The sequence below is a fragment of the Rhizobium sp. BK176 genome (assembly GCF_024808055.1).
In genome coordinates this window covers 105,412-125,918 of the sequence record NZ_JANUBV010000010.1, presented here as the reverse complement: position 1 = coordinate 125,918, position 20,507 = coordinate 105,412, and the positions used below count along the sequence as shown (strand labels likewise).

Sequence of the window (20,507 nt, the reverse complement as noted above, 5' to 3'; positions counted from 1 at the left end):
CGAATGGCGGGTGCTGGCCACGCTCGACGCTCCGACATAGCCGCGCCGGATTGCAGTTGCTGGAGATGCGTCGCCGACATGAACGATCCCGTCGGCGCATTAGAGCAGCGGGCGCGACGCTGGCAGGATTGGCATTGATCGCCCCGGCGTCGCCAGGCGAAAAATCGGGCACTGCATTTCCGACCCTTTCGCAGAATGGCTCATGCCGGCATGTCCCGCGGACCAGCGCCTAGCGCTGACCCCAGAGCGTTGCTCTAGTTGGAAGGTAGTACACGTAAAACTGTCTTGCATGTTTCGCTTGGCTCCAAGCACTAGCTTGTGCGCGACACGCTCTGAGAGCGTACCCTCGCCAGGCCGTCCGACGGGCATCGTCGACGCGCGCTATCAGGTTGAAAGCGAAATCGCGCGAAGGCTTGGAACAAGTTGGTGCGATGTCAATTTTACTTCTATGATGAAGACTATCGCTCTCGCAACATCCATTGTTCTCATACTGTTTGGGACTGCGGCTGCGGATGAGCTTACGGCGGAGGCGATCAACTCCGCCTCGCTGCAGGCAATACCGCCTGAGCGCCCCGCGCAGAATGCCCCCTCTCAGCCGGACCCCGCCATTGTCCGCCTTCAGGTTCTCCTTGACCGCGCGGGATCGTCGCCCGGGGTCATTGACGGCCATTACGGTGAAAACGTTACAAAGGCGGTCGCCGGGTTCGAAACCTTGCAGAATCTTTCATCGGACGGAAAGCTCGATCCGGACGTCGTTCAACGGCTTTCAGACAAGGCGGCTGTCATCCAACCCTATCGGATTACCGAGGACGATGCCGCTGACTTGCTAGACAAAATTCCCAAGGACTACGCCAAGCAGGCAAAGATGAAACATCTTGGCTACACAAGCATCGCGGAAAAACTGTCCGAACGTTTCCATATGGACATAGACCTGCTGAAGGCACTGAATTCCGGTGTGGACTTTAAAGTCGGAGCGACAGTGCTCGTTGCGATGCCCGGTGGTCCCAAGGCTGGCTCCGTCAAAAAAATAGAAGTTCACAGAAAATCCGGACGGGTACTAGCCTTTGCGGCAGACGGTGCACTAATTGCTGCCTATCCGGCGACCATCGGAAGCGAAGAGACGCCATCACCTACCGGGACGCACAAGGTCAAGGGCGTCGCGCGGATGCCGCCGTATATCTACAATCCGAAAATCAACTTCCAGCAGGGCAAGAACAAGAAGATCCTGAAACTACCCGGCGGTCCCAATGGTCCCGTGGGATCAGTCTGGATTGATTTGACAGAGCCGACCTACGGAATTCACGGAACCCCCGAACCGTCACTCATCGACAAGGTCGGCTCACACGGTTGCGTGCGGCTTACCAACTGGGATGCGCAGGAACTGGCCGGCATGGTCAAGCCCGGCATTGTGGTCGAATTCACCGACTGAACGTGCGCCATTGGATTCTGTCTCGTAAATCGGCCAGGCATTGCCGAGCCACGTCACATCAAGGTTTGATTAGTTGACCTCGGTCTTCTCGTCACCGATAGACCTCGCCACATGATCGGCGACGTCTGAATCCTATATCACACCGAAAATCCCGATCCGACAACAATGACGCTATAGGATGCCTGGCTTCTGGTCGGAGGTCACTGTCTTGTCCTACATGCGAGAGCGTCGGGCGGCTGCGGTGTCGTCCTTGTCTTCCGGCGACGGTCGTGGGGATTCCGCCGGTCGGACACCCATTGCAAATTTTCCATGCCATTGTTCACAATTAAACTGATCGCAAGAAGCGGAAAGCCAAAGACATGCCGATTGCTCACTCCGTCATTCGTTTTTTGTTAAGCATGAATCAAAATACTGATGGGGCTACGTGTACCAATTTGATCCACCTTGCGTTTAGCCATCGTCTGACAATGGAGACACCGAGAATGGCAAGAATCCTGATTGTGGAAGACGAACCCTTGATCCGCTTCGCACTCGCCGACGAACTGGCCGATGACGGCCATGTCGTCATCGAATGCCGTAATGTGCTCGAAGCGGTTGCAGCCCTGGGAACGAACGGATGCATCGAGGCTGTGGTCACTGATGTTGACATGCCCGGTGGGTTAAGCGGTCTGGACCTTGCCCGGATGCTGACCGTCACCCGACCGTCCCTTCCGGTCTGGATAACCTCCGGACGCGATGTGGACATTTCAGAATTCGGTGAAAGCGTTGTCTACCTGCCAAAGCCTTACGACCTTGCCGCACTTCGGGACAGGATCTCTGCGCGGTTCAAAGCGAACGAGAAACAGAAAAGCCAAACGCTTGCTCTCGTCCGTTCCCGCTCCACTTCGTTCTCATGAACGCAATATATTGACAAGGCTCGCTGGTTTTGGGGGCCATCTGCAGCAAGGGGCCAATGGAGAATCCTTTTAATCACCACACGAGAGACTGGGAGATGGACCTTCCCAAGGGATGGCTCATCCCGGGCCTGAAATCGCACAAGGTGGCCGAACAGGAGGGTTGGGAAGAAGCGGGCGTCAAGGGAGGGCGCGAAAGCGAGTCTTCGGCAAATTCACATACCTGAAAACCCTTGCCGCGGGAGTGAAGTACGCGCGACGGTCGACGTCCATCTTGTGGATGTGCGGCAGACCAGGTCACTCTTTCCAGAGCGCGGCCAGCGAAAGCTTGAATGGTTCCGTCCGCTGGACGCAGCATCGTTTGTCAAGGAGACTGAACTCAAGAGCCTCCTGTCGAAGGTCTCAAAGCTTTTTCGTGATACCATTCCAGGGCATGCGACGAACCTCGACGGCACCGACGCGCTGTTCGACGGGCAGGCTTGTATCTGGTGGTTTGTGTGGCTCAGGTGACGATCGACTTGATCTGCCCCAGCCTATCCTCGGCATCCTTCAAGCGCCTCATGAGCAGATCCATCGTGGCGAGACCGTCAACGCCATCGAAATAACCGCCGACGAATTCGAGCGGATGGATGTCCAGTGTCCTGCAGATGATGATCAGGGCCGAAACCGACAACCTGCTTATGCCGCGTTCATACTTCTGTATTTGCTGGAAAGTGACGCCTACTGCGGAGCCAAGCTCTGTCTGGCTGAGTGCCTTCATTTCCCTTAGGAACCTGAGGCGTTCGCCAATCTCCCTATCGATCTGCCCTGCGCGCCTTGCTGCGTGATTCATCAGCCACCCCCGTGGTCCTGACTCCGAGACTGAGCCAAAGCCCGACAGGAAGGCAAGGCCACCATTCGGCGTAGCGATGTCTGTCCTTTGGTACAGTCTATTACCCTCGCAGCAGCCAAATCCCGCCATCAACCTGGCCAAGCGGAAGCATAGGTGCCAAAGGCTTTCAGCCGTCCGGCATGATCGCTACCTGTTTATGGCGGAGCATGGAGAATTTCAAAAAGATGTCGGATCCGTGCCGTCAACGTTGACTGTGTGTCGACTCCGGGGACATGCCTTCGTTGAAAAGATGCTTATCGGTTTCGATGCGCCGCGACAGCAGGAGGCCAAGTTCATCGGCCAGGGGACGCGCTCCTGCATCACGCTCGCAAGCTGGCGCGACCCGAAGAGGATTACCAGTTATAAACTTGCCAGGACCGGCAAATGTCAGGCGCGAATGGTCGAGTTCTCGTGTGCCCCGTCGCGCCCGCATCCCTTGCGAACGCTGCGTCGGGCGTCGAATGACTTCCTTGACGAGATCCCGCCAGCCATGCCTGATTTGTTGCCCGTTCGCGGGTTCGGAGGCTACGCGGCCTGGGGAGAGCCAGATGGTGCAGGGAGGAAATCACTCAGAGAGACTACAATTGCTTCCTGTGGCTGCGCCAGCAATTGCGGCGTCCATGGCCATGACCATGCCGGCGCATGGACCGCAAAACTTCCGATAGCTGATCTGAAGGGTTTCTTTGGCGCCCTCGGCTGCTCTTGCTGGGCTGTCTAGCTCGAGGCGATACGCGGATAAAGGGCTGCTTGCGGTCTTTGTTCGGGACACGGCGCCGGCCGGGCGCCTTGCCGCCTTGCTGTTGCACATTCGGAACCTCACGCGGCAGGGACCGGGCTTATTGCAAAAATGGCAATGAAATATGAATTATTCTTGCAATTGTATGATCAACCTTTTCCGGCCATTCTTCCTCCACCAAAACGACGAGAGCCGCCTGTCATGCCGCTCGGGAAAGCATAGTAGGAGAAGGAGAAGCGACCGCAGCAATTTCGATACCGGCCCTCTCGCAACGGGGGACCGACCATTTCCAGCCCCTCCAGATTTCAACCTCTACTTCACCGAAGTCCACTTTAAACGAAGGAAACAAGACAATGGGCTTTATCACCACGAAAGACGGCACCGAGATTTTCTACAGGGACTGGGGCGCAAAGGATGCGCAGCCGATCATGTTCCATCACGGCTGGCCGTTGTCATCAGACGACTGGGACGCGCAGATGTTGTTCTTCCTGTCAAATGGCTACCGTGTCATCGCTCACGACCGTCGCGGTCACGGCCGGTCTGGCCAGGTCGCCGATGGCCATGACATGGATCATTACGCCTCGGACGCATTCGCAGTTGTTGAAGCGCTCGATCTTAAAAATGTCGTTCACATCGGTCATTCGACAGGCGGCGGCGAGGTCGCTCGCTACGTGGCCAAATACGGAGAACCCGCTGGCCGCGTTGCCAAGGCGGTCCTGGTTTCGGCGGTACCGCCGTTGATGCTGAAGACTGAAGCCAATCCGGAGGGATTGCCGATCGAGGTCTTCGACGGCTTCCGTGCCGCTCTTGCCTCAAACCGCGCCCAGTTCTTCCGTGATGTACCGGCCGGACCGTTTTATGGTTTCAATCGCGACGGTGCCAAGGTGCAGGAAGGCATCATCCAGAACTGGTGGCGTCAGGGAATGATGGGTGGCGCCAAGGCGCACTATGACGGGATCAAGGCCTTCTCGGAAACCGACCAGACCGCTGACCTCACGGCAATTTCGGTCCCAACCCTTGTCCTGCATGGCGAGGACGATCAGATCGTTCCGATTGCAGACTCCGCTTTGAAAGCCGCGAAGCTTTTGAAAAATGCCACGCTCAAGACCTATCCTGGCCTTTCTCACGGCATGCTGACTGTCAACGCCGATGTGCTGAACGCCGACCTTCTTGCCTTCGTAAAGGCCTGACCAAGGCTCCCTGATCTGCCGACGACGCGTTGGCAGACCAGTCTCCCGAACAGACTTAAACGGATTGGATAGACAGATGAAGTTCCCGGCTCTTCCGCTGCTCCTGAGTTTCAATGGCGGTTATGTCGACACACTCGGCTTTCTCGCGCTTTCGGGCCTGTTCACCGCACATGTTACCGGCAACTTCGTAACCTTTGGCGCGACCCTTGCCCTCGGCACGGCTGGTGCACTTCCAAAGCTGCTGGCATTGCCGGTCTTTTGTGTCGTGGTATTCTTGACGCGCTGGGCAGGCCTTTGCCTCGAACGTCGGAATTTGCCGGTGCTCAGACCGCTTCTGTTCATAAAGTTGCTCTTGCTGTCGGCGGTTGCTGCTTACGCACTTTGGCATGGTCCTTTCGCAGTAGCCGAGAGTGATGTGATGCTCGGGGTTGGCATGACGCTTGTTGCCGCAATGGCAATCCAGAACGCTGTCCACAGAGTTCATCTTCCCAAGGCACCGCCTTCGACGCTCATGACTGGAACGACGACGCAGATCATGCTCGATCTGGCCGATATCATGGCAGGAGAGAAAGGCGAGCAGAGCGCGGCAGCGTCCGCTCGAATCAAGCGCATGGTTGTCGCAGTGATTGCGTTTGCAGCCGGCTGTGGACTTGGCGCACTTGCTTTCGTTGTTGCACCAGCAGCCGCATTTGTCCTGCCCGCAATCATCGCCGCACTCGGACTGTTCTCGAACGCCGCCGCAACCGAGGCGTAGAAAAAAGGCGGGGAGGGGAGGGCATAATCTGCCGGGTGCCGACCACGCGATCAGCAATTCGGTCAACGGCATGGATGGTTTAAGCCGTCAATACGGAGAGCGACATTCGGCTCTGGCCCCCTCGGGCATTTCGTAGGTGTTATCGGTTGCATGGTAGGACGGATAACGTCTGGCGCACCACCTGACGTGGGCGATTTCCTTGCTTGAAAGCAGAAAGCTGTCGCGAGGTTCTCTCTGACCGCTGGAGGCAAAAGCCGACAAAGTGTCTTGGTCATCGGATTTGACCTGCGTTGCTGGAGCAATGACGCTAAGAGCCTGCGCCGGTAGCAGCGATGATACATAAAGCCCGCAAGTAACGCCGAGCACCGGCGCAAGTTTAATCGCCTTGAACATCGAGAAACCCCGTTTGATCGAGATCACGGCAACGAGTTCTCGATCGGTTTTGTTCCAGACACTTGCTTGAACGCTATGAAATCACGTCCGTTGTGACGTGCTTGGGCCTGGATTTATCGAATTCATCTGGCCGGCAATGCCCGGCTAAAGACTCAACCTTCGCGCAAGTCGGCATTGCAAGTCGATGATACCAACACGGCAGGATAATTATCAAGGATTGCGCCCTTTGGGTGTCGTGCACGTTGAGATTTATTGCCAAGGCTTTTTGAAACGGGCGAACGTGCTCGCATCCGTCTCTGTCGACCATAACCCCTCGACCTTTGTTGGCCAGGCTCGGGCCGACAAAAAGGGCCGTGTGGCTTTGAACTGGCACGGGCCGGCCCCGCTCATACTTCACTTTCACCTCGACCTTGCCTGGGAGGGAGAGGGCAACGACTTCTCGCCGTACCAGCTTGACCGACTGCGACTCACGCACTATTCCGCTCCCGCCGTGCTCTGACGTGATGAGGCGGTGCGGGAGGGTCCGGTCACCTGTGAAGACCGGGCCCTTGCCTGTCAGCTTACAGACAAACACGCATCCTGGTTCGATCTCAATTGGCACGACGAGCGCGTCAGGCCGGAGCCTGTCATTTTAATCAGCTGCCAGTAGGCGGTTATACGTCTATTGAGGTAAGTGCACGCATTGGCTGGTTGTGCTTATATGAGCTCGGCCCAGAACTGGCCTCTTCTGTCAACAGTGCTAAGGGTCCGCTCTAACACCCCTTGCGGACCCGCACTTTCTCCCCGCCCAATCTAAGTGATAAGCCACTCATCCAAACGACTGGATAACGTTTCCGCCGCAAACGGTTATGCTGTGGTGCGTCCTGAAATCCTCTGCGAGCAGGGCCGCACCGGACCCGACATGCCCCAGTCGGGGCCTTTGCAACTCTGTTTACAGCCAGGCCGCTGCACATGCCGCGGCCTCGGCTTTTTCAACCCCCACCACGGCTTGGTTCGTCGGGGTATCGGGAAACGCCCGCGATCCGGAAAGTCACCGTCTGTTCAAGTCCAAGAAAAAGGGACCCGTGAGGTCCACGCCTTTCAGTGCCGCCGCTGGAGCCTGGTCCAGAAAACGGGTTGGTAGACGGGTGTTAAGCCTTTTCCAGGGTCAGCCGCCCACGACGATCCACCACCCGTGGTGAGGCGCTGGCATTAAGTTTGCAAGCCTCCGCTGCCCCTCGCTTTGTGGGACGCAGGATCACACGCAAGGCGGAGTTCAATGCAGTCACTGCGTGTCGCCGGTCACGGCATCCTCTGTGCTATCGATAACGCTGTGACCAAGCAGACAGTCGCCAACCTCTTTGGGTTCGCCTTTCTGCGCTCATACGATCAGCTTCAGCAACTCCCGGCTCGGTGCAGGTTTGGCGATAAAGTGAACGCCGCTCTCCAGGTCCCGATGTGAGAGTTTTATGAGGCCTGACGTGACGATCAATTTCGTGGACGGCCATTTCGACCGGACGGTCTTGACAAGGCCGAGCCCATCCATCGTGCCAGGCATGTCGATATCGGTGAAGAGCGTGTTGACGCAGTTTGTCTTGAGAAGAACCAGGGCCTCGTCGGCGTTGGCGGCCTCCAGGACCCGGTATCCGGCCTGCTCGAGAACATCCACAGTCTCGAAGCGAAGAAAATGCTCGTCCTCGACCACAAGAATGCTCGAAGCGTCCGTGCCTCGCGAACGAGCTGACCGAACACGGCTCATCACCTCCTGTCCATCGGCTGACGCGCGCGTCTGCTCCAGGAGATCGCGCTCAAGAACCGCCTGCTGCCAGTGAGCCTGATCTTGCCACAAGGGTTTTTCTGCCTGCTCCCACAACGCGTAAGCCCGCGCCGCGATCCACTCTTCCCTGTTATCGTTCATGAGCGCGCCTCCAATCTTTACCGCGGATCCCGATCTAAAGCCGGGGCTGATCAACGCAGCTGTTTGACCGCGCTTCGAAACGACAAATCGGCGTCACAGTTCCTGGCCGAGGCAAATATTTTGTGCGTGCCATCCCGCAGAAATGGCCGGCGCTCGGAACCAATCCGCGGCAAGGACATTAGGTTGGCTCTGCCTGCGATGAGCTGAAGGGACATGTTGTCAATTGCGTGAATGATGGAGCGTCGCGGGGTCTCCAGGAGGCGGGATTGAGGGATTTCGATTTTGGTCCGTCCGTCCGGGGCGTCGGTTTGGTTGCCTTTCGGCTGTGGGCGCCACTGCAGGACGTTGTCCGGTTGAATGTGAAAGGAATGGATCGCTTCGAGATGGCGCGAAGGGCGGATGGTTGGCACGAATGCGAGGTTGCCAATGTTACGCCCGGATCGCTCTACTCGTTCATCCTGTCGGACGGACTTGCCGTCCCCGATCCGGCATCCCGGTTTCAGCCAGAAGACGTTCATGAGGCCAGTGAGGTGGTCGACCTCGCATCCTACGAGTGGATCACGAAGGGCTGGCACGGCCGACCTTGGGAAGAAATCGTACTTTATGAGCTTCACGTGGGAACGTTCACCGAAGAAGGAACTTTCCTTGCCGCGATCGATCGGCTCGACCATCTGAGAGAGCTCGGCGTCACCGCGATCCAGATCATGCCGGTTGGTGACTTCCCCGGCCGATGGGGATGGGGCTACGATGGGGTGCTGCCCTACGCTCCTGACAGCAACTATGGTCGGCCCGAGGAACTCCAGAAGCTCGTCGATGAAGCACATCGACGCGGGCTCGCAGTCTTTCTTGATGTCGTCTACAACCATTTTGGCCCCGACGGGAACTACCAGGGTGCCTATGCGCCACTGTTCACGGACCATCACCAAACCCCTTGGGGCAATGGCATCAATTATGATGGAGAACAATCGCGGCTGATCAGGGAGTTCGTAATTCAGAATGCAATCTACTGGATCACCTGCTTCAAGCTCGATGGTCTTCGCCTAGACGCCGTCCATGCGATTAAGGACCATTCCGAAGAACACATTCTTGCGGAGTTGGCGCGGCGGGTCCGATTGGCCGCCGGCGAGCGACATATCCACCTGATTGGGGAGAACGAGAGCAATGACAGCGATCTTCTGACACGCGATACTGACGGGCGGGCGTTAATCTTCACCGCGCAATGGAACGACGACATTCATCACGTTCTGCATTCTGCAGCGACCGGTGAAGTGTCCGGCTATTATGCGGATTTCGCCGACGATCTGGAAAAGCTCGGCAGGGCGATCGCAGAAGGCTTTGTCTATCAGGGCGAGTACATGTCCTATCACAGGGCAGCGAGAGGCAAATCCGCGTTGGGGTTACCCCCCACCGCCTTCGTCTCGTTCATTCAAAATCACGATCAGATTGGCAACCGGGCCTTGGGTGACAGACGGATCGCCTCGCTTCCTGCCGATGCGCTCAAGGCCATCGCCGCAATCTATCTCGTTGCTCCGCAAATACCGATGCTTTTCATGGGCGAGGAATGGCGCGCGGTGGAGCCATTCCCCTACTTTTGCGACTTCAATGACGACTTGAATGAGAAAGTCAGGGTTGGGCGCAGACACGAGCTTTCCAGGCTTCCCGGATTTGATGTCGACGACCTTCCGGATCCGACAGCGGAAGCCTCCTTCAGGTCAGCAAAGCTCGATTGGTTGACGGCTTGCATGCCGGCATCCATCGGGTGGCTTGAGTTCTACAAGGGAGCACTCAAGGCAAGGCGCGAGCATGTCATCCCGCGTCTGACGATGATTTCGAAAAACGGGACCTTCCTGAGATTGCCTGGCGATGCACTGTGCGTCGAATGGCGCGTGTCGGACGGGGAAATATTAAAGCTCCTCTGCAATCTGACCGATGAAAGGGTGTCGCTGGGCGATGTCGGACGGGACCCACCCTTCTTTTCAACCGGATCGATGACACGCGGCGCACTCGCGCCCTGGTCCGTACTCTGGAGCATCAGTCAATGATTGTTCCGACGTCGACCTACCGCATACAGTTTCGCAACGGGATGACGTTTGACCGGGTGGTCGAGGCGTTGCCTTATCTACGCGATCTTGGCGTAAGCCATCTCTACGCATCGCCGATCTTCACCGCGACGAAAGGATCGTCCCACGGCTACGACGTGACGAACTGCAACGAGCTCGATCCCGATCTTGGCGGGAGGCAGGGCTTCGAACGGCTATCGGAGGCCCTGAAACACCATGGTATTGGTCTCATCCTTGATATCGTTCCCAACCATATGGCCGCGTCGGTGGAAAACCCATGGTGGGCGCATGTCCTCAAATTCGGAGAGAGTAGCCGTTTTAGCGATTATTTCGATATCGACTGGAGCGAGCCGCTCACCCTTCCAATTCTCGGCAAAACGTTCGACGACACACTCGCTGACGGAGAGCTTGAGCTGCAGCGGGATCAATCGACCGGCGACTGGAACCTCGCCTATTTTGATACTCGCCTGCCGCTCAATCCGGCAAGCGTCGTCTCCGTTCCCAACCCTGCTGACCCTGCCGAGATCGCAGCCGTTCACAACGCCCAGGCCTGGCGGTTGATCCATTGGAAGGAGGCAGCCTCGCACCTCAGCTACCGCCGGTTCTTCGAGGTGACAGGTCTCGTCGGGCTGCGCGTGGAGGCCGACCATGTGTTCGACGCCAGCCACGCCCTTATCCTCGACCTCGTCCGTTCTGGTAAGGTTCAGGGTCTGCGGCTTGATCATATCGACGGACTGACCGATCCGACCTCATACCTTCACCGGCTTCGAAAGAAGATAGGGGCCGATGTCTTCGTCGTGGTGGAAAAAATCCTCGAAAAGGGGGAGAGCCTGCCCCGGAACTGGCCAGTCCAGGGAACGACTGGCTACGAATTCATCGCGGCTCTTTCAAACCTCTTCATCGATCCGGAGGGGGTGCGTTCGGTTGGTGAGACCTACGCCACCATTGCCTCCGCGCCTTCGAACTACCAGCAGGATCTGCGCGAGGCCAAACGCCTGATGGTCGAGCACAATTTCAAAGGCGAAATGCAGAGATTGATAGGGCTCGCAAGCGGCGCGCGCACCGACCTGTCGGAAGCGGCGATTGGGGAGGCCATCAAGGAAATCCTGGTGGCATTTCGGGTCTATCGCACATACGGGCAAGAGGGCGCTCTCGATGAAGAGGATGCGATCGTCCTCCGAAAAGTCCTTGTCGAAGCAGCGCCACATCAAGAACAAAGAGATGCCCTGGATTGGGTCGGATCCGTGCTCCGCGACGGAAGCCAACCGGAGTTCCGTGCCCGTTTGCAGCAGTTAAGCGGCCCGATCATGGCCAAGGCTGTCGAAGACACCCTCTTCTACAGGTTCACCCTGCTTCTCGCGGCCAACGAGGTCGGGGGTGATCCGAGTTCCGTTCCAGGGGGGATCGAGGCGTTCCACGACCTGATGATGGAGAGGCAAAAGAGGCAACCAAAAGGATTGTCGGCGACCTCCACCCACGACACCAAAAGAGGCGAGGATGCACGCGCTCTGTTGTATACGCTGAGCGAAGCGCCCGTTGACTGGACAATCGCCTTCGCGCGCTGGCGCAGCTTGAACGCCAGGTATCTGACCGATCTTTCCGGCAAGACCGTGCCAGAGCCTGATGTCGAATGGATGCTCTATCAGGCTCTGGCCGGAATCTGGCCAGACTCTGACCGTGCTGACGACATCACGCGGCGATTCACCGCGTACGCCGAGAAGGCCGTCCGGGAGGCAAAGCTCACCACAAGTTGGACCGATGTGGACGAAGCCTACGAAGATGCCGTCAAGACTTACGCCGAGGCCCTGACATCGGCCGAAAATTCGGCTTTCCGGCAGGATCTTGTGGCGACGATCGGTCCGTTCGTCGCGGCAGGCGCCGTGAATTCCTTGTCCCAGACCCTTATAAAGCTTACCGCGCCGGGTATTCCCGACATCTACCAGGGAAGCGAGGCGTCCGACTTCAGCCTTGTCGATCCTGATAACAGGCGCCCGGCCGACTTTAAACGGCTGGCCGGGGCGGTCTACCAGGACGGTCGCAAAGATTGCGGCAACGAATTTCAACGTCGAAAGCAGCACATGATCAGAACGGTCCTGCAGTTGCGACGAGCTCATCCGCGCCTTTTCGAACGAGGCAACTACCTGCCAATCAGCGCAAAAGGTTGTCGTGCCAGGAATATTGTCACCTATGCCCGGTCTCTTGGAAATCTTACGCTCATCGTCGTCGCACCCCGTCTGATGCTGGGGCATGTCACGACGAGGGCCTTCAGCGCTGGTCCCGACTTCTGGGACGATACGGTTCTCGAGCTGTCATCGATCAACGGCAAACTGACCGAGCTCCTGACTGGACGAGATTTTTCTCGAGAATGCCTCTACCTCAGGGAATTGCTTGAAAGCGAGCCGGTAGCCCTTCTGATGACAGGGCATTGACCACGTTTGGCCCAAAGGTGGACACAACGTCATGTGCGGAAAGGGAGGCGCGTGCCGAACGAGTAGCCAGGCGCTATGCACCTAAGGCAGGGCTGGGATCACCCCTTAGCGCTGCACATTCAGATCCAAGATCACTACATAAACTTCAACAAAGCGAACGAAGCGCCACGGACTGGCAGCTGAGCTTTGAAAGCCCAGGAAAGGGGAGTCATTATGAACGTAGCACGCTCTTTCAACAATTGGCGCAAGTACCAGCAGACGGTCTCAGAGCTCGGCCGCATGAGCAATCGCGAACTGCACGATCTCGGTATCGATCGCGCCGAAATTCGTAGCGTTGCCAAGGCAGCCTCGGGCCGTTAATCGGCGCCATCCAGACTTGGAATTTGAAAGCGCTCGTCACATCGTGACGGGCGTTTTTTTCATCTTTGTCTCCCGGGAGAAGCCATCAACCGTGCGCCTGGTCCCCTCCCCATTCCCCCTGCCTCAGTGTTGAGCAGGTATCGGCAGCCTGCGAGGTTTTTTCTCCTGCCGCTTGGATAGCGGTCATCGTCGCCTAGTTAAACTGGCGCATTGTCTATCGATGGCGGCGTGCCGCGGGAGAAGCGTCGAGGACGTCAAAACGGGGCCCGCCAATGACGTTGAAACTCTCCAGGTCACTCTCACGACTCCTGAAAAATCGCAAGAAGGTCCGGCGCCTCTTCGAGACGTCGTTCTTTCGCATACCCAAACAGCCGACCACACGTCGGCGCCGACCGGCAAGTCCAAAGCCCGTGCTCACTGAAGTAACGGATTTCGGCTCAAACCCCGGCCGCCTGAAAATGAAGCTGTTCGTGCCCAGAAGGCATCCCCCAAAGCCGGCGCTCGTCTTGTTCCTTCACGGCTGCCGACAGACACCGGAGAGCCTCGACCTTGCGAGCGGCTTTTCAAAGCTTGCAGCCCAGCGCGGTTTTATCCTTCTCTATCCCGAGCAGAGAGAAGCGAACAACCCGCAGCGTTGCTTCAACTGGTTTCGGCCGAGCGCCATCGCCCGTGACCGGGGCGAACTGATGTCGATCAGGCAAATGATCAATCATGCTGTCAGGCAATACCAAGTCGATCGCGCCCGCGTTTATGTGGCGGGACTTTCGGCCGGTGGTGCGATGACATCGGCTCTCCTTGTCACCTACCCTGATCTGTTCGCTGGCGGGGCGATCTTTGCCGGCATGCCCTATGGGGCGGCACGCGATGCAATTTCGGCGCTTCGAACGATGAAATCCGGTCATTCGCGCTCGCCTCGCGAATGGGGCGATCTGGCACGCACGATCTCCCCGGAGCGGAAGACGTGGCCGCCCATATCGATCTGGCAGGGGAGCGGCGATCGTACGGTCCATCCGGACAACGCTGTCGCAGCCGCCTCACAGTGGCTGGATATCGTTGGCATCGAAGTGGCAACGGCAAAGCAATTGCACAAGCCCTGGGGGCACGTGGTGCGATGGGATGGGTTCCACAAGGGGCAGGTGTCGTTCTATTCGCTCAGAGGCTTCGGACACGGGCTACCGGTCAAAAGCCCTCTGAAATCGGACCCGTTCGTCATCGAAGCTGGTATTTCGGGACCGCTCGAGCTTTTGAAACTTTGGAATCTGCGAAGATAGGCCTGTTGTCGTGGATGCCGGTGTTGCTCGTCCTGAACAGATCGGGAAAAAGGCGGTTTCACTTTTCAGTGTTGCCACTTCCATGTGTGCAACAAAAGGCAGATCTTCCGATACCGCAGCCCGAACACGTCGGACGCGGGTCAGGGAACCGAGGAGGAGAACAAGATGGTGGGCAGGCGTCAAGTTCTGATCGGCGCTGCACTGGGCGCGTTTGGGCTTTGCTTCGGAAGGCAGTCTGCGGTCGCCCGCGAGACCTTCGCCATATCGCATAGTGATGCCGAGTGGAGGAAGCTACTCACCCCGGATCAGTACACCGTCCTCAGGAGGGAAGGCACGGAGCGTCCTTTCTCGAGTGCATTGTTGAAGGAGCATAGAAAAGGCAATTTCGCTTGCGCGGGTTGCGACCAGAATGCCTTTTCGTCCACCACGAAATTTGACAGTGGGACAGGATGGCCGAGCTTCTGGGCGCCGCTCAAGGACGCGGTTGGGACCTCCACGGATGCGACACTTGGAATGGTGCGTACGGAAGTCCATTGCAGTCGTTGCGGCGGCCATCTCGGACATGTCTTCGATGATGGTCCAAAGCCTACCGGCCATCGGTATTGCATGAACGGCGTCGCCATGAAATTCCATCCACTCGCGGGCTGACAGGTCAGGGGTATTCGCATGATTCCGTTTCCGCTCGGCGACATCCTGACCCGGTCGGGCCCGACCGGCCCTCACGCGAAGGCGGCACCGATCAGCGACCATGCACTCGACATCACGTTCCCGAACCTTGGCGTCAGGCCTACCTGTTCCCATCAGACTAAGGAGATCGAAATGACGCGTCATGGGGGTCTTTTGAGACAAGTGGCTCTCGTGCCAACCCTGGCCATGGCGGTTGCAGCCGGGTCTGCGTTTCAAATCGCCGTCCTCGCCGCGGAAGAGGCTCATGCCATTCCAGCACCGCTTCAGGATATGGCGTCCCAACAAAAGCTTGAGACCGCCGTCCTTGCCGGTGGCTGCTTCTGGGGAGTGCAGGGGGTCTTCCAGCATGTTGACGGTGTCGTCAGTGCAACGTCGGGCTACGCTGGTGGTGGCAGGTCGACGGCTCAATACGAAGCGGTCGGCACCGGAACGACAGGCCATGCCGAGTCAGTTCGCATAGTCTTTGATCCGAAGAAGGTGAGCTACGGCCATCTGCTCCAGATCTATTTTTCAGTCGCACACGATCCGACGGAGCTCAATCGGCAAGGTCCTGACACGGGGACCCAATACCGCTCGGCAATCTTTCCCACGAACGACATGCAGGCAAAAGTTGCGAGGGCCTATATCGGCCAACTCAATCAGGCGAAGGTTTACAATGAGGCGATCGTCACGACAATTGAACCTGGGAAGGCGTTCTACCCGGCAGAAGACTACCATCAGAACTTTCTGACGAACAATCCGACGTATCCGTATATCGTCGTCAACGACCTGCCGAAGATCGAAAGCCTGAAACGGCTTTTCCCAAACGACTACCGGCCGGAAGCGGTGCGGGTATCGGTCGTTGGCCGGTGAGCGGTTCGATTGAATGGCGATCGCCTGGGAAGGGAGGACGATGACCCGTTGGTGTTGGTCCGCACGGCAGATTCGGGCGTGGTTCGACGCAATGTCTTGACAGAATCGACGTCCGGCCGGCGATGAATCTGGACGCCCTTCATTCTCGTCGCTTCAGGTTGGTGTCAGCAATCCTCTTCAAAAGGCCCGTTTGCGTTGGAGAAGTGAAAGTGAAGAACGAGCCCGCAAACGTGAGCGTGCCACGGCCCGTTATCGGCAGCATTCCGCTTTGCATTTTTGTATCTATCTATATTCTTGTCTTCTGCAACAACACGTTTTGGCAGAAGGCCAACGACTATCTCGGAAGTGGGACTGGTCCCCTGTGGGCGCTATATCTTGCAATGGTGGCTCTCTGCGTTGCCGCGATCACTCCCTTCTCGATGAAATACCTCATAAAGCCGTTCCTGATTTTTCTTGTCATCGTCGCTGCCGTGGCAAGCCATTTCATAGACAGATTTGGCGTGGTCGTGGACACCGACATGATCCGCAATGCGATGGAGACAACGCCTGCGGAGGCACAGCACCTGATCACCCGCGACCTCGCCTTTCATCTTGCGATTTTCGGTGTCCTACCGTCCTTGATCATTGCGTGGACGAAGGTCGATCACCGACCGTTCGTCAGCAAGGTCGTATGGAACCTGGCAGCGATCGTGATTTCGCTCGGAATTGTCGCGGTTTGCGGCATCACCTACTCGAAAGAGTATAGTGCCGCTGTCAGAGAACGACGCGACATCACCAAAAGCCTCAATCCCGTTACACCGATCGTAAGCACGGCGCGCTATTTCCTCAGCGCCCGAAAGGAAGCATTGATTGTCGTCCAGCCTGTCGGGACCGACGCTGTTGTGAAACCGCCTCTGGCGCGCATCAACAAGCCGAGAGTGACGATTATTGTTGCTGGGGAGACTGCCCGTGCCGAAAACTTCTCACTCGGGGGTTATGGCCGAGAAACGAACCCGCAGCTCAAGGCACGCAAGGTCGTCTATTTCCCTGATACCGAGAGCTGCGGTACGGCTACCGCAACATCAATTCCCTGCATGTTCTCGCGGTTCACGCGGGCGGAATTCACGCACGCAAAGGCACGCGCCAACGAAAACCTACTCGACGTGCTCTCCCATGCCGGGGTCAACGTTGCCTGGTTCGATAACAACACGGGTAGCAAGGGCGTTGCGGACCGGGTCCTGTACGTTGACCTGGCGAGCTCAAAGGATCGGCGCTTCTGCAAGCAAGGTGAATGTCTGGATGCCATCTTGCTGGAGAAGCTCGACGACTGGCTGGATCACGTCCAAGGCGACAGCGTCCTGGTGCTCCACCAGTTGGGCAGTCACGGTCCTGCTTACTACCTTCGATACCCTGAACACATGGGCGGATTTATTCCGGACTGTCGAACGGCAGAACTCGGGCGGTGCTCGGAAGGCGAAATCACCAACGCCTATGACAATTCCATCCTCTATACCGACTATTTCCTCTCCGCCGTTATCGATCGCCTCAAGGCCCGGTCCAGCCAGATGGCGGCTGGCGTGATCTATATGTCAGACCATGGAGAATCCCTGGGTGAAAAGGGGCTCTATCTGCACGGTGCGCCGTACACTTTCGCTCCATCGCAGCAAACGCACGTGCCTTTCCTGACGTGGCTTGACGACGACTTCACGAAATCAATGGAGCTGGACACCGCCTGCCTTCGCAAGGAGGCAACTCGTCCAACCTCCCACGACAACCTCTTTCACAGCGTGCTTGGAATGATGAATGTGCAGACCTCGGTCTACCAGCGCGAGCTGGACGTGTTTTCACCGTGTAGGGGCGGGAATTCCTGATGGGCGAGACCGCCGACGATGAGAAGTGGATCAGGGGCCCCGGCCGGTGAATGTTCTTGTCGTCGAAGACAACGTAGAGATCGGGGATGCTGTTTCAGCTCATATGGTTGGCGAGGGACACACTGTCGATTGGTGCAGGAACCTGAAGGTAGCCTCCCGTAGGCTCGTATCAGCGAACTACGACCTGGTACTGCTTGATCTGCGTCTGCCGGATGGGAACGGACTTTCACTCCTCAGCGACATTCGGGCGGCAAACAATACGGTTCGCGTCATCATTATGACCGCACAAGACCAGTACAGTGATCGTCTGGCAGGAATAAAGGGAGGAGCGGACGACTTTCTCGTCAAACCCTTCGATCTCCGTGAACTTTCAGCTCGAATGAAGCTCATCCGCCACTAAGATGCTCTCGCGTGCTGAACGCGACTAGAATTCCGCACAGGTTGCTGACCGAGGAAGTCTCCTTTTTGGCCCATATTTGGCTGGATGAAGGACACCTTCGCCGCTTGTGAAGGCCCCCGGGGGCAGCCCGGTGTTCAGGTTCTCGTCAGGAACATATGGCCAAATCGCTATGCGCCGGGTGTGCCTTGGGGAACGAAGCCGCCCATTTACATTGCTGTGTATTGGAGCGGATATGACCGATCAGTCTAACCGACTTGTCCTGCATACGAATTTGCGTGACGAGGTTTTCGCCGACGAACGTGATGCGGTCGCAGACTTTTCATTCAACTCCACTGTCGCGAATGTTTTCGACGACATGGTCAGCCGCTCTGTACCGTTCTATGACGAGATGCAGCGAATGGTCTGCGAACTGGCAAAGGATTTCGCACAGCCTCAGTCCAATCTCTATGACATTGGCTGTTCGACAGCCACAACACTGCTTGCGCTGGATCATTTCGTTGACAATCAGGTGGATTTTGTCGGCATCGACAATGCCCCGGAGATGCTGAAGAAGGCCGCCGAGAAAATTGAAGCGTCGGGAACGAACCGTTCGATCGATTTGGTCACCGGCGATCTCCATCGCGGTTTCTCCCTGGAGAATGCCAGCGTCGTGACCATGCTGTTGACATTGCAGTTCGTGCGACCGCTGTTTCGCGAACGTGTGATGAAGACCATCTACGAAGGTATGAACGAACATGGTTGTCTGCTGCTCATCGAAAAGCTGACCAGCGAGGACACGACGTTCAACCGGCTCTTCATCGACCACTACTACGACTTCAAGCGGCGCAACGGATATTCGTCGATCGAGATCTCAAAGAAACGAGAAGCGCTGGAGAACGTGCTCATTCCCTATCGATTGGAGGAAAATATCCAGTTGCTCCGGGAGGTGGGCTTCAAGAGCACGGAGGTGTTCTTCCGTTGGTATAATTTCTGCGGCATCGTCGCGATCAAGTGAGAACCCATTGCCATGAAGTCCCTTATGCTGAAGATCGGAACGTTCTTCTTCAAATACCGAAACCAGGCATTTCCGCTGATTATTGTTGCCCTGTTCATCTCCACGCCGCCGACAACGACGGTGTTCGGAAGTGAAGCGCTCGAGGCGTGGAAGAATATCCTGGCGATTCTCGTCGTGCTTGCCGGATTGCTGTTGCGTGCAACAGTTATCGGATACGCATATATCAAGCGGGGCGGCTTGAACAAGCGGGTCTACGCCAAGGATCTGGTCACAGAAGGCATGTTCGGGGTTTGCCGCAATCCATTGTATGTCGGGAATATGCTCGTCTATTCCGGGCTTTTCCTGTTTCACGGAAACCCAGTGGTCGTGGTTGTTGGATGCTTGCTTTTCGCCTTCATTTATCAGTGCATCATCCATGCCGAAGAGGAGTTCCTCGCCAACAAGTTCGGTGATGCCTATAGCGCCTATTGCCGTGATGTACCCCGATGGGCACTCAAGCTCAGTGCATTCTCGACATCGACGGATGGTATGAGCTTCAATATCAGGCGGGTCATCGCCAAAGACTATTCCACCATGTCCTCGACACTTATCGCGCTTCTGGCAACAGAGTTCTACCGGATCGCGGCGGACTCTATTTCAGACCAGGAACTGTCGTACGCGATTGCTCTCGTCGCCCTGTTCGTGGGGGTCATCGCTCTTACGGGGCTCGTCAGTTCCCTCAAGAAGCGTGGGGCTTTTGACAAGATGACCACCGCTCATTGAAGCGCTTTTGATTGAAATCTGGCCCGCGACAGAACCATGTCGCGGGACTGTCGTCGGTCCCTCCGCCCGATTAGCTGGAAGTTCGGGAGCTGTCTTCAAGATCCTCCCAGCTCTCATCCATTGCATATGCTGCGGAGAGGCGCGGGATGCCAACATGTCCGAAGTAGAAGGACAGCTGACGTTCAGCAGCTTCTTCATCCCGGCCTGCAATACGGGTGCTGTAAATCGCAGAGGCGAGACCCGTTCGATCCGCTCCTGCCTGGCAATGGACGAGGATTGGCTTCGGTAGCGAAGCCATCAGTTTCATAAGTTCATCAGCGCGATCCAGCGTCAGCACTTTCGATGCGGACATCGGGAAGTCCACATGTGTTACGCCCAGCCTCTCTGTGGTCCCCACCTCAGCTGCATACCAGCTGCCCTTATCACCCCGTGCCCTCAGATTGATGACCGTCTTGATTCCATAGTCCCGCACATAGGCTTCAAGCTGTTGCGGACTTGGCTGGGCTGATCGATAGAATTCGCCCTCGACAACCGTATGAAAGTTTCCTGACAGTTGCAGATAGGCAGGATACGCACCAGTCGCTATTCCGGTCAAAGCGAGGCATGCAGCTAAAATTGTGACGCGTTTCGAAAACATCTGCTCCCCGTGGCTCGACCTGAATACAGCGATGCCATCGGA

The 20,507-nt window shown here is 57.0% G+C and carries 18 protein-coding genes and 1 pseudogene; 15 read left to right on the top strand and 4 right to left on the bottom strand.

The window, feature by feature from the left end; genetic code table 11:
* Nucleotides 1-448: 448 nt before the first annotated feature.
* Both FHT76_RS25895 and FHT76_RS25890 read left to right on the top strand, forming a co-directional pair.
* Nucleotides 449-1,429 carry a L,D-transpeptidase gene (locus FHT76_RS25895; protein ID WP_183756094.1) on the top strand — a complete coding sequence of 327 codons (981 nt, stop codon included), beginning with the start codon at nt 449-451 and terminating at the stop codon, nt 1,427-1,429.
* Between the two features lie 482 nt (nt 1,430-1,911).
* Nucleotides 1,912-2,325 carry a response regulator gene (locus FHT76_RS25890; protein ID WP_183756093.1) on the top strand — a complete coding sequence of 138 codons (414 nt, stop codon included), beginning with the start codon at nt 1,912-1,914 and terminating at the stop codon, nt 2,323-2,325.
* Between the two features lie 499 nt (nt 2,326-2,824).
* On the opposite strand, the gene FHT76_RS25885 is transcribed toward FHT76_RS25890, so the two are convergent.
* Nucleotides 2,825-3,154, bottom strand: coding sequence for a helix-turn-helix domain-containing protein (locus tag FHT76_RS25885; protein ID WP_183756092.1), 330 nt, complete (start codon nt 3,152-3,154; stop codon nt 2,825-2,827).
* Between the two features lie 511 nt (nt 3,155-3,665).
* On the opposite strand from FHT76_RS25885, the pseudogene FHT76_RS25880 reads away from it, so the two are divergent.
* The 3 genes and pseudogenes from FHT76_RS25880 to FHT76_RS25870 form a co-directional block, all read left to right on the top strand.
* Nucleotides 3,666-3,911, top strand: a pseudogene (locus tag FHT76_RS25880) (amidohydrolase); the annotation flags it as partial.
* A gap of 236 nt (nt 3,912-4,147) precedes the next feature.
* Complete coding sequence (locus tag FHT76_RS25875) at nt 4,148-5,119, top strand: alpha/beta fold hydrolase (protein WP_405049514.1); 972 nt, start codon at nt 4,148-4,150, stop codon at nt 5,117-5,119.
* A gap of 76 nt (nt 5,120-5,195) precedes the next feature.
* Nucleotides 5,196-5,873, top strand: coding sequence for a YoaK family protein (locus tag FHT76_RS25870; protein WP_183756090.1), 678 nt, complete (start codon nt 5,196-5,198; stop codon nt 5,871-5,873).
* 87 nt (nt 5,874-5,960) lie between these two features.
* Here FHT76_RS25870 and FHT76_RS25865 read toward each other — a convergent pair whose 3' ends face one another.
* Both FHT76_RS25865 and FHT76_RS25860 read right to left on the bottom strand, forming a co-directional pair.
* Nucleotides 5,961-6,266, bottom strand: a complete 306-nt coding sequence (locus tag FHT76_RS25865; RefSeq protein WP_183863978.1) for a BA14K family protein — start codon at nt 6,264-6,266, stop codon at nt 5,961-5,963.
* A 1,360-nt stretch (nt 6,267-7,626) separates the two neighbouring features.
* The gene (locus tag FHT76_RS25860) at nt 7,627-8,163 is read right to left on the bottom strand and encodes a response regulator (protein ID WP_183863977.1); all 537 of its coding nucleotides are present in this window, start codon (nt 8,161-8,163) and stop codon (nt 7,627-7,629) included.
* A gap of 266 nt (nt 8,164-8,429) precedes the next feature.
* Between FHT76_RS25860 and treZ the strand changes: the two genes are divergently transcribed.
* The 10 genes from treZ (at nt 8,430) to FHT76_RS25810 (ending at nt 19,828) form a co-directional block, all read left to right on the top strand.
* Nucleotides 8,430-10,205, top strand: coding sequence for a malto-oligosyltrehalose trehalohydrolase (treZ, locus tag FHT76_RS25855; RefSeq protein WP_183863976.1), 1,776 nt, complete (start codon nt 8,430-8,432; stop codon nt 10,203-10,205).
* Nucleotides 10,202-12,652 carry a malto-oligosyltrehalose synthase gene (gene treY / locus FHT76_RS25850; protein ID WP_183863975.1) on the top strand — a complete coding sequence of 817 codons (2,451 nt, stop codon included), beginning with the start codon at nt 10,202-10,204 and terminating at the stop codon, nt 12,650-12,652. Before treZ ends, treY begins: the two co-directional genes overlap by 4 nt.
* A gap of 213 nt (nt 12,653-12,865) precedes the next feature.
* Entirely contained in the window at nt 12,866-13,012 is a 147-nt protein-coding gene (locus FHT76_RS25845; protein WP_183756085.1) for a DUF1127 domain-containing protein, read from the top strand.
* 272 nt (nt 13,013-13,284) lie between these two features.
* Nucleotides 13,285-14,283, top strand: a complete 999-nt coding sequence (locus tag FHT76_RS25840; RefSeq protein WP_183863974.1) for a PHB depolymerase family esterase — start codon at nt 13,285-13,287, stop codon at nt 14,281-14,283.
* 165 nt (nt 14,284-14,448) lie between these two features.
* Nucleotides 14,449-14,931, top strand: coding sequence for a peptide-methionine (R)-S-oxide reductase MsrB (gene msrB / locus FHT76_RS25835; protein WP_183756083.1), 483 nt, complete (start codon nt 14,449-14,451; stop codon nt 14,929-14,931).
* Between the two features lie 225 nt (nt 14,932-15,156).
* Nucleotides 15,157-15,822: a peptide-methionine (S)-S-oxide reductase MsrA gene (msrA, locus tag FHT76_RS25830; RefSeq protein ID WP_183864009.1), complete on the top strand. Its 666-nt coding sequence runs from the start codon at nt 15,157-15,159 to the stop codon at nt 15,820-15,822.
* Nucleotides 15,823-16,031: 209 nt separating this feature from the next.
* Entirely contained in the window at nt 16,032-17,672 is a 1,641-nt protein-coding gene (locus tag FHT76_RS25825) for a phosphoethanolamine transferase (RefSeq protein WP_259129607.1), read from the top strand.
* 46 nt (nt 17,673-17,718) lie between these two features.
* A complete protein-coding gene (locus FHT76_RS25820; RefSeq protein ID WP_183863972.1) occupies nt 17,719-18,072 on the top strand; it encodes a response regulator in 354 nt (117 codons plus the stop codon).
* 232 nt (nt 18,073-18,304) lie between these two features.
* Nucleotides 18,305-19,066 (top strand): carboxy-S-adenosyl-L-methionine synthase CmoA, encoded by a 762-nt coding sequence (gene cmoA, locus FHT76_RS25815; protein ID WP_259185974.1) that lies wholly within the window; start codon nt 18,305-18,307, stop codon nt 19,064-19,066.
* 12 nt (nt 19,067-19,078) lie between these two features.
* Nucleotides 19,079-19,828: an isoprenylcysteine carboxylmethyltransferase family protein gene (locus FHT76_RS25810; RefSeq protein ID WP_183756079.1), complete on the top strand. Its 750-nt coding sequence runs from the start codon at nt 19,079-19,081 to the stop codon at nt 19,826-19,828.
* Nucleotides 19,829-19,898: 70 nt separating this feature from the next.
* Here the strand turns inward: FHT76_RS25810 and FHT76_RS25805 are convergent, their stop codons facing one another.
* Complete coding sequence (locus FHT76_RS25805) at nt 19,899-20,465, bottom strand: dual specificity protein phosphatase family protein (protein WP_259185969.1); 567 nt, start codon at nt 20,463-20,465, stop codon at nt 19,899-19,901.
* Nucleotides 20,466-20,507: the final 42 nt, after the last annotated feature.